The sequence below is a fragment of the Microcystis sp. CS-574 genome (assembly GCF_028329095.1).
Taxonomy (GTDB): domain Bacteria; phylum Cyanobacteriota; class Cyanobacteriia; order Cyanobacteriales; family Microcystaceae; genus Microcystis; species Microcystis ichthyoblabe_A.
On sequence record NZ_JAQMSY010000194.1, the window covers coordinates 1 to 8,813 of the forward strand.

The window sequence follows — 8,813 nt, forward strand, 5'->3', positions numbered from 1 at the left end:
ATAATTAAATTAAAAATGGATTTTAGGTTCGATCCCCCCTGCCCCCCTTGATAAGGGGGGTGCCGATCCCCCCTTAGTCCCCCCTTGATAAGGGGGGTGCCGATCCCCCCTTAGTCCCCCCTTGATAAGGGGGGTGTCTGATAATTTTTAACGCCTACCTAATTATGGGTTAAAAAAGATAAAAAGATTACTTTTCGGAACTACGCCCTAAATCTTTAGATCTATGATAGGCCGCCACTACTGCCTCGATAATAGTGGAGCGAAAAGAGCCTTTTTCTAATTGTCTCACCCCAGCAATCGTGGTTCCCCCAGGGCTAGTGACGCGATCCTTTAATTCCCCCGGATGTATGGCCGATTCTTTTAATAGGGTTGCCGTCCCTAAAACTGTTTCTATGGCCAATTGACAGGCGATCGCTCGCGGTAATCCGGCCGCCACACCACCATCGCTTAAAGCTTCCACCATTAGGGCCACAAATGCCGGGCCCGATCCCGATAATCCCGTTACCGCGTCCATCAAAGCCTCGGGAACTTCCACCACCGAACCGACCGCAGCAAAAATATCTCTAGCTACGGCCAAATGTTCCGGTTCCGCATGACGACCGGATGCGATCGCTGTAACCCCTTGTCCCACCGTAGCCGGGGTATTGGGCATCGTCCGGATTACGGGGCGATCGGGAAAGCCCATTTCTAAGCGATTGAGGGTAACTCCCGCTAAAATCGAGATAATTAGGGGTTTTTCGGGTATTCCTAGCAAACTATTCACTACTTGCTCTAAAGTTTGCGGTTTTACCGCTAAGATTAACACCTCAGTTGCCCTAGCAGCTTCCCGGTTATCCTCACTGACTTGCACTCCATAGGTATTAACCCAAAAGTTGCGCCGTTGGGACTGGGGTTCACTGACTAACACCGTTTCCGGACTATAAACATTTTTTTTTAATAAACGGCTGAGAATGGCCTCGGCCATCACTCCACCGCCAATAATTCCTAAACGAATAGACACAGTATTTTTTAAAGTAAAAAGTAAAAAAGAGAGATTTAGCTATCCTACCAAGAAAAAACGCATCCTCTCGATAAATCGATCGATTTCTAGCTTCGACAAACCTGACGAGAGGACTATGGAAAGATTCATTGAGCTAATCGACTGCTTTCGGCTGCCCAAGCAGGTGCGGAGGAAACGGGACGAGCCATTTTCGGGTTATCAGCGATATCGTGAATAGTTCCAGAAAGGGTGCTAACTTTAACGCAGCTGGGGGTAAACAGGAAAATACTCTCACCGATGCGTTCTTGATGACCATCAATTGCATAAGTGCCACCGGCGACAAAATCCACGGCTCTTTGTGCTTCTTCCGGGTCCATGACGTTGAGGTTTAAAACCACCGATTTGCGTTCTCTCAGGGTTTGGATAACTTGGGGCATTTCCTCGAAGGAATGGGGCTCGATCACGACCACTTCTGCATTATTGTTGTTAATACCTGGCATACCGATCACGTTGCTTCTGTTGAGTCCCATAGATGTGGCTGTATTGAGATTTAAAGGTTCGCGTTGACGACGATTAAGGGGTTCTTCTTCTTCGTTTTGATCCCTATCTTGGGGGGAAGACTTTTCCCAGTTCATTTCTTCGTAGTCGGTTTCATCTTCATCTTCCGGTTGTTCGGAGATACCGACAAAATCTTTGAGCTTGGTAAAAATGTTGTTCACAGTCTAATGTCCTTCAAAAGATTTTTTTTGGTGGTCTTGTCTAGAGTCGGGGTTATTTGGTGGCCTTTAACAATCTTTGCTCTCGCTTGGTACAGGGGAACTATTTTGTTAAGGGTTCGTCATTTTAGTCGTCTGGAAGCAGCAGTTAGTTCCCTCTTTTCAGTTATTAGTTATCAGGGGATAGTTTTCAGGGATTGGGAAAAAGTCAATTCCTCATTTCTAACCACCAGTTTCTAGACTAGACGCTGTAATTTTAAGATATATTATCACCAATGATTAAAATTTCTGGGGTTTTTTTCTGTGAATTTACGCAGATGGTTCAGTAAATGCGCTCGCCAAAAATGCCAGTTCCCACCCGGATCAAAGTGGCTCCGGCCTTGACGGCCAGAGGATAATCGTTAGACATCCCCATGGATAGATGAGGCAGGCATAAACTAGAGCTATTCTCGATGATTTGGGCTAAATCGCTGGTTTTTTCAAAGGCGGCTAACTTTTCCCCAGCCGATAATCCCTGGGGCAGAATTGTCATCAAACCCTGAATTTTTAGCTGTTGACAGTTGACTAAAGCGGGAAGATCTGCTATGAGTTCGGCCTTGTCCCAACCGAACTTATCGGGATCGGGGACAACTTTCACCTGTAGCAAAACTTGGGGATTAATCTCTAATTCTGAGGCCAGGCGATCGAGTCTTTGGGCTAATTTTAAACTATCGAGGGAATGGATTAAATCAAAAGATTCTAGGACTTTGCGCGCTTTATTTGCCTGTAGATGCCCAATAAAGTGCCAAGAAATATCTGGGAGGTCTTTTAGTTCTTGCTGCTTCGAGATTGCTTCCTGTAGCTTACTTTCGGCAAAATCTCTCACCCCTGCTCGGTAAGCTTGACGGATATAATCGCTTGATACCTGTTTACTGACGGCAATCAGACGCGTGCAGGGGGGTAGGGTAAGACGGATGGACTCGATACGACTAGCGATCGTCATGAACTAGACTGAAAAGGTTTGTTGATAAGTTTGGTTGAGACTGTTAAATTCTTGCACATTACTGCCCCGGCGCAAATTCCGCAGCCGGTTTTCCACTAAAAGACGAGCATCGGAACGACTAATCGGATCGAACGAGACTTTTTTGGGTCCCACCGTCACCAGAAAAAAAAGACGTTGGGCATAAAGAGTGGTGAATAATTCCCGATGTTCTTCTAATAGACACACTCTGTATAATAGACCGAAAGTAGGATGATTGAGATAGGTTTCGTTACTCATTCAAGCGATCGCTAAAGGAAAAGGATTGAGCGAACTAGAAAGTTTTTCCACAATAAAATCAAGCGGATGGCTCAAAAACAATTGATTTTTCGGGTGTTTCCCTAGCTTGATTTTACCAGAATCCTTCAATTACAACTAACGATGCCAGTCTATGTCATGATTTCCTGAGTTTTCACTTTTTCCCTGTTAACTTGGATACATTTCGGTGACAAGTTGTCACCATCAGAAATTAGCTCTGCTGCAAAAATCAAAGATTTTCCCTTTGCAGAGGAGACTCTGAGACAGGAGGATAAAAAAGACAAGAGACAACTATAATGCCCATAAAAGCTAAGATTATCTCAAATTTATCTGGTTTTTTAGAAATTTTAACCCGATAGCGGCGATCAGTGAACTGAAAACTGACACCGGATCAGTGATCACTGATAACTAATCACTGAATCGCTGATCAAATGCCCTAAGCTTGTATTAAGCCTTTTTTAACTTCAAATTCCTTTAACCTCAATCAATATGGATTTTTCTAGTCTTGTTGCCAGTCAGCTAAACGCCGGCGTTATCTGGCCCGAAGGAATCCTGATTATTACCCTGATGGTGATTTTAATCGGCGATTTAATTGTGGGACGGAGTGCCAGAAGTTGGCTGCCCTACGTTGCGATCGCTGGTCTGCTCGCTGCTGTGGCTGCTCTCTATTTTGCCTGGGACAATCCGAAACCGGTGGCTTTTTTAGGGGCTTTTGAGGGGGATAATCTCAGTATCGTCTTTAGGGGGATTATTGCTCTTTCTACCGCCTCCACAGTGCTGATGTCTATCCGTTATGTGGAACAAGCGGGAACCTCCCTAGCGGAATTTTTAGCCATTATGCTCACCGCAACCCTCGGGGGAATGTTCCTATCCGGCGCTAGTGAATTGGTGATGATCTTCATCTCCCTAGAAATGCTCAGTATTTCCTCCTATCTAATGACCGGTTACATGAAGCGGGATCCTCGATCGAACGAGGCCGCTTTAAAATACCTGTTAATTGGAGCTTCTAGCTCGGCGATTTTCCTCTATGGTGTTTCCCTTCTCTACGGTTTATCCGGAGGTGAAACCAGTTTAAGTGCCATTGCCCAAAAATTAACCGCTGTTAACGGTGGTCAGTCCCTGGCCTTAGCGATCGCATTAGTTTTTGTGATTGCCGGTATCGCCTTCAAAATTTCGGCGGTTCCCTTTCACCAGTGGACTCCTGATGTGTACGAAGGTTCACCCACTCCCGTGGTGGCTTTCCTCTCGGTAGGTTCCAAAGCGGCCGGTTTTGCCCTAGCAATTCGCCTATTAGTGACGGTTTTCGGTCTAGTGAGCGAACAATGGCGGTTTATCTTTATCGCTCTAGCAATTTTGAGTATGATCCTCGGCAACGTGGTCGCCTTGGCCCAAACTAGCATGAAACGGATGTTAGCCTATTCCTCGATCGGTCAGGCGGGTTTTGTCATGATTGGTTTAACCGCCGGTACTGACGCGGGTTACTCTAGCATGATTTTCTATCTGTTAATTTACCTGTTCATGAACCTAGGGGCTTTTGCCTGTGTGATTCTCTTTGCTCTGAGAACTGGAACCGATCAGATCGCTGAGTATTCGGGACTCTACCAGAAAGATCCGCTCCTAACCCTCTGTTTAAGCATTTGTCTGCTGTCTTTAGGAGGAATTCCGCCTCTAGCGGGCTTCTTTGGCAAGATTTATCTATTCTGGGCCGGTTGGCAAGCGGGACTTTATGCTCTCGTCCTCGTTGGTTTAGTCACCAGTGTGGCCTCGATTTACTACTATATCCGTGTGGTCAAAATGATGGTGGTCAAGGAACCCCAAGAGATGTCCGATGCGGTGAAAAATTACCCCGTTATCAATTGGACCCTTACCGGGATGCGTCCCCTACAGGTGGGTATTGTCCTCTCCCTAGTGGCCACTTCCCTGGCCGGTATCCTTTCCAATCCTCTCTTTACCCTAGCGACGGATTCCGTCACCACTACCCCCATCCTACAATCGGCGGCCCTGGTGACGCACATTTCCCGGGCGAATTGAGAATCTCTGTTGATTTATCCCAAGTATCCTAGTCCTGTCTTAAGGTTGGGATAAATCAACCACCTTAAGACCTTTTCTAAGCTTAACCTGCTTTTTGCCTTACTCAAATTGGGCAAGTAAAAGACTCATTTGGTTAACAACATTCTCACTTGCTTTTAACGCTTCTTTTCTAATTGCTTGAATTTCAGCCATACTTTTTGCTATTCTCTGCTGTTCAGATTGGGGTGGAATAGGCACTAAAACTTTAGACAAATCATCTACTAAAATAGTAGGAATAGCATGACCTGTCATGTACCTTTTAATCTGACGCAAAAAAAAGTCTGTTCGCATATATACTAATAAAAACAAAGGCTCGACTCCCTGAATATTTCTTAATACTGAAAATCCATTTGAGCAAATTGCTCCGTCTTCATCTTCTGTGATTAGGGCTGTTGCTTGGCGTGGTGTTCCCGTGCTTGCTCCTGAAATTGCTGTAATAATATCACCTTTGTACAATCTATAAGTTGCACGAGATGGGGCCTCGTGTGCCTTAATTATTTGTTGGGAAACAACTTGCATTGTACGATAATCAACATCGGAAATAGCGATATATCTAATTTCACTGTCCCTAGCTAAACGAAAATCAGCCGCAGCTCTCAAAATATCGGCAATTTCACCTAAAGGTTTCGCCCCAATAGATTTTAGATGTTCTAATAATTTTTGGTCATTGGGTAAATAATGTTCGGCATCCAGTCTCGAATTGAGCAGGGTATTCTTAACTGTATAAATACAATCGCTGTTTTGTGCAAATTCCCCATTGATAAATGACCTAAAAGATTGAGAAATATCATCTATATCATCGTCAACTATTGGCAAACCTGATTTTTTTCGGGCTATAACTCCCGACTCGTTGCGCTTATATATTGTTTGTCCTTTAACGTCATAGCCTATTTTTTTGATTTGTGCCATAAAACAAGAATCATTGTCTGCTGGTAATTTTTGAACCACCAAAAGTGATGTCTTGATTCCAGTGCCGTAGGGTACAAAGGCTTCCGGCGGTATGGAAACAACACCTAATATTTTTGTTTGGGAGCGCAACCAATGCCGAATCGGTCCATTAGAGATATTTTGTAATAAACCATCGGGCAGAATAATCGCCATGCGCCCACCTGCCCGCAATAATTTTATAGATTTCTCAATAAATAAAATATCGGGCGACTGACCCGCTAAAACGGCTTGGGAAACTTCCCAACCATTGGACGCTGATTTATGCCATTTCCGGGCAAGAATATATGATTGAAGAATTTTCTGGTCTTCTACTTTTCCTTTATTTCCGAAGGGAGGATTTGTCAAGATAACATCAAAAGAATTATTTAATTTTTCATCTTCGATAAGCGCATTAGTACAGATAATTTCTGAACCTGTGCCACCTTCAAAAACTAAACGAATCATTCCCGAAAGGGCGACATCAGGATTAAATTCAATTCCTGTAATACTTTCTTGCACAAAAGTTGCTATATTGAACTCTGGGTTATTTTGTCGAACATGGTTGATTGCTTGAATTAAAAAACCACCACTTCCGCAAGCAGGATCTATAATTTTTTCGTTTGGTTTGGGGTCTATCATTTCAACCGCAAGGCGGACAATTGGGTGAGGGGTAAAAAATTCTCCCCTATCTCCACGCTGGTGTCTATTTACAAAAGTCTGGAAGGCTTCACCTTTTATATCGCCAGATGTTTTAGTTAAATTAATGTACTGTAACCTGCCTACAATATAAGCAAGAGTCAAAGGTTTTAACTTGAATGTGTCATCGGTGAAAAATCCCCGATAATGATTTTTGATTGAGGTAAATAATTGACTGAGACGCGACATAAATTCATCGGACTTATTGGCGACGATGGCTTTATATTCACTTGCTGTAACGCCAAAATTTACAGATTGCTTGGCAGATTTTTCATCATGAAGTTTGATGATGATTAGTTTAACCATCTCGTGAAAAATCTTGTCTTTGAGCATTCCTTCGTTGGCGTAAATATAATTATGGCACTCTTCAAAAACTGCTGAAAGATTGTTAGAAGGTCGTAATTCCTGAATTTGCGGGAGTTTTTCAGGTAACAGGCTATCTTCGGAAAATAACAATCCTTGCTCTTTCATTTACTGCGCTTGATTTGAATGTTTTCTGTTGCGGGTTGTTGAATAGATAGAATATTTTTAGTCTTGACTGCATTCCTAGCAAACCAGTTTTTTAGTGGACAGAGATCATCGCCATCTTGATTAAATAAGAACTTGCCCCTATACCTAATTATAGAATCTAAATTAGAGTATGTCAAGAGATAAAAAATTAAGTTTAATGTTAACCAAAGTGAGTGAAAAAAGCTGAGAGATTGTTGATGACAGAAATTCGGAGCATCTTTCAATTTGATAACGCCAATTATTCAGCCTTTTGATCAGGTGGCGGCGCTCACCTGACTCATTTTAGCTATACATTAAAACGGAATAGTAAGACATCACCTTCTTGAACAATGTATTCCTTGCCTTCACTTCTGACTAAACCTTTTTCTTTGGCCGCGCTCATCGTGCCACTATTAACTAAATCCTGATAAGACACGGTTTCTGCACGAATAAAACCCCGTTCAAAATCCGAGTGAATAACTCCGGCTGCTTGGGGTGCTTTCATACCAGAAATAATCGTCCATGCGCGGGTTTCTTGGGGACCAGTGGTGAGATAGGTACGCAGTCCTAATAACTCGTAGGTAGCTTTAATTAAAGATTTTAATCCCCCTTCTTCTACTCCTAAAGAACCGAGAAAATCTTTTCTTTCTTCCTCCGACAATTCCACTAATTCCGATTCCACTTGAGCAGAAACGATCACAACTTTGGCCTGTTCCTCTTGGGCAATTTGACGGACACTTTCTACCCAATCATTACCCGTGGCCAGATCATCTTCGCTCACATTAGCGGCATAAATAATCGGTTTCCGACTCAATAAACCGAGATTTTTAATTAATTCTTCTTCCTCTTTGCTTAAATCCACTTTTCGCGCCGAAATACCGTCATTAAGACAAATTAGGATTTTTTCAAGGATAGCCAATTCTTCGGCGGCTTCCTTGCTATTTTTCGCCTGTTTGCGTAAACGTTCCACCCGCTTCTCCACCTGTCCCAAATCCGCTAGAGCTAACTCTAGATTAATCACCTCGATATCCCGGGCCGGATCCACGGACCCAGAAACATGAATAATATCATCATTATCAAAACAGCGCACCACATGAACGATCGCGTCCACTTCCCGGATATTAGCCAAAAATTGATTACCCAATCCTTCCCCCCGACTCGCACCCTTGACTAATCCGGCAATATCGACAAATTCAATCCGCGTCGGCACGATTTTCTCAGAATTAGAGATTTTAGCCAAAACCTCCAGACGTTCATCGGGGACGGATACCACACCCACATTCGGTTCAATGGTACAAAAAGGGAAATTAGCGGCCTCGGCCTTGGCATTAGCCACCAGAGCGTTAAATAGGGTCGATTTTCCCACATTTGGCAGTCCCACGATTCCAGCTTTTAACATAAAAATTGCTTGATAAACATCATCCCGACCTCTCACTATATCAGGCTGCCCCTCGTTTTTGTGAATCCGGTTGATGAGAAAGACTCTCGATAGTCAACAGCTTAGTTAACATTTGCTGAAAAAATTTTTCCTGGAGGTAGGAGACTCCGATTCAGGAGACTCCGATTCAGGAGACAGGAGATTATTTTTATTTATTCTCCCCATTTCCCCATTTCCCCATTTCCCCATTTCCCCATTTCCCCACACCCCACACCCCACACC

The 8,813-nt window shown here is 43.5% G+C and carries 7 protein-coding genes; 1 reads left to right on the forward strand and 6 read right to left on the reverse strand.

Annotated features, from left to right (window positions below; translation table 11 throughout):
• Positions 1 to 187: 187 nt before the first annotated feature.
• The 4 genes from proC to pipX form a co-directional block, all read right to left on the reverse strand.
• Entirely contained in the window at positions 188 to 1,000 is an 813-nt protein-coding gene (gene proC, locus PN470_RS15545; protein ID WP_103112524.1) for a pyrroline-5-carboxylate reductase, read from the reverse strand.
• 125 nt (positions 1,001 to 1,125) lie between these two features.
• On the reverse strand, positions 1,126 to 1,698 hold the full coding sequence (locus PN470_RS15550; RefSeq protein ID WP_002732272.1) for a cell division protein SepF: 573 nt from the start codon (positions 1,696 to 1,698) through the stop codon (positions 1,126 to 1,128).
• 319 nt (positions 1,699 to 2,017) lie between these two features.
• On the reverse strand, positions 2,018 to 2,677 hold the full coding sequence (locus PN470_RS15555; protein WP_002731914.1) for a YggS family pyridoxal phosphate-dependent enzyme: 660 nt from the start codon (positions 2,675 to 2,677) through the stop codon (positions 2,018 to 2,020).
• Between the two features lie 3 nt (positions 2,678 to 2,680).
• Entirely contained in the window at positions 2,681 to 2,953 is a 273-nt protein-coding gene (gene pipX / locus PN470_RS15560) for a transcriptional coactivator PipX (RefSeq protein ID WP_002733869.1), read from the reverse strand.
• Between the two features lie 507 nt (positions 2,954 to 3,460).
• Between pipX and PN470_RS15565 the strand changes: the two genes are divergently transcribed.
• Positions 3,461 to 5,002, forward strand: a complete 1,542-nt coding sequence (locus tag PN470_RS15565) for an NAD(P)H-quinone oxidoreductase subunit N (RefSeq protein WP_271936463.1) — start codon at positions 3,461 to 3,463, stop codon at positions 5,000 to 5,002.
• A gap of 99 nt (positions 5,003 to 5,101) precedes the next feature.
• Here PN470_RS15565 and PN470_RS15570 read toward each other — a convergent pair whose 3' ends face one another.
• Positions 5,102 to 7,135, reverse strand: a complete 2,034-nt coding sequence (locus PN470_RS15570; RefSeq protein WP_271936461.1) for an N-6 DNA methylase — start codon at positions 7,133 to 7,135, stop codon at positions 5,102 to 5,104.
• 325 nt (positions 7,136 to 7,460) lie between these two features.
• Positions 7,461 to 8,552 (reverse strand): redox-regulated ATPase YchF, encoded by a 1,092-nt coding sequence (gene ychF / locus PN470_RS15575; protein ID WP_002732084.1) that lies wholly within the window; start codon positions 8,550 to 8,552, stop codon positions 7,461 to 7,463.
• Between the last annotated feature and the right edge of the window lie 261 nt (positions 8,553 to 8,813).

What these genes read in the sequence shown, in the direction of transcription:
- PN470_RS15555 (WP_002731914.1), bottom strand. Translation starts at nt 2,677, where the DNA reads ATGACGATCGCTAGTCGTATCGAGTCCATCCGTCTTACCCTACCCCCC.
- pipX (WP_002733869.1), bottom strand. Translation starts at nt 2,953, where the DNA reads ATGAGTAACGAAACCTATCTCAATCATCCTACTTTCGGTCTATTATAC.
- PN470_RS15565 (WP_271936463.1), top strand. Translation starts at nt 3,461, where the DNA reads ATGGATTTTTCTAGTCTTGTTGCCAGTCAGCTAAACGCCGGCGTTATC.
- PN470_RS15570 (WP_271936461.1), bottom strand. Translation starts at nt 7,135, where the DNA reads ATGAAAGAGCAAGGATTGTTATTTTCCGAAGATAGCCTGTTACCTGAA.
- ychF (WP_002732084.1), bottom strand. Translation starts at nt 8,552, where the DNA reads ATGTTAAAAGCTGGAATCGTGGGACTGCCAAATGTGGGAAAATCGACC.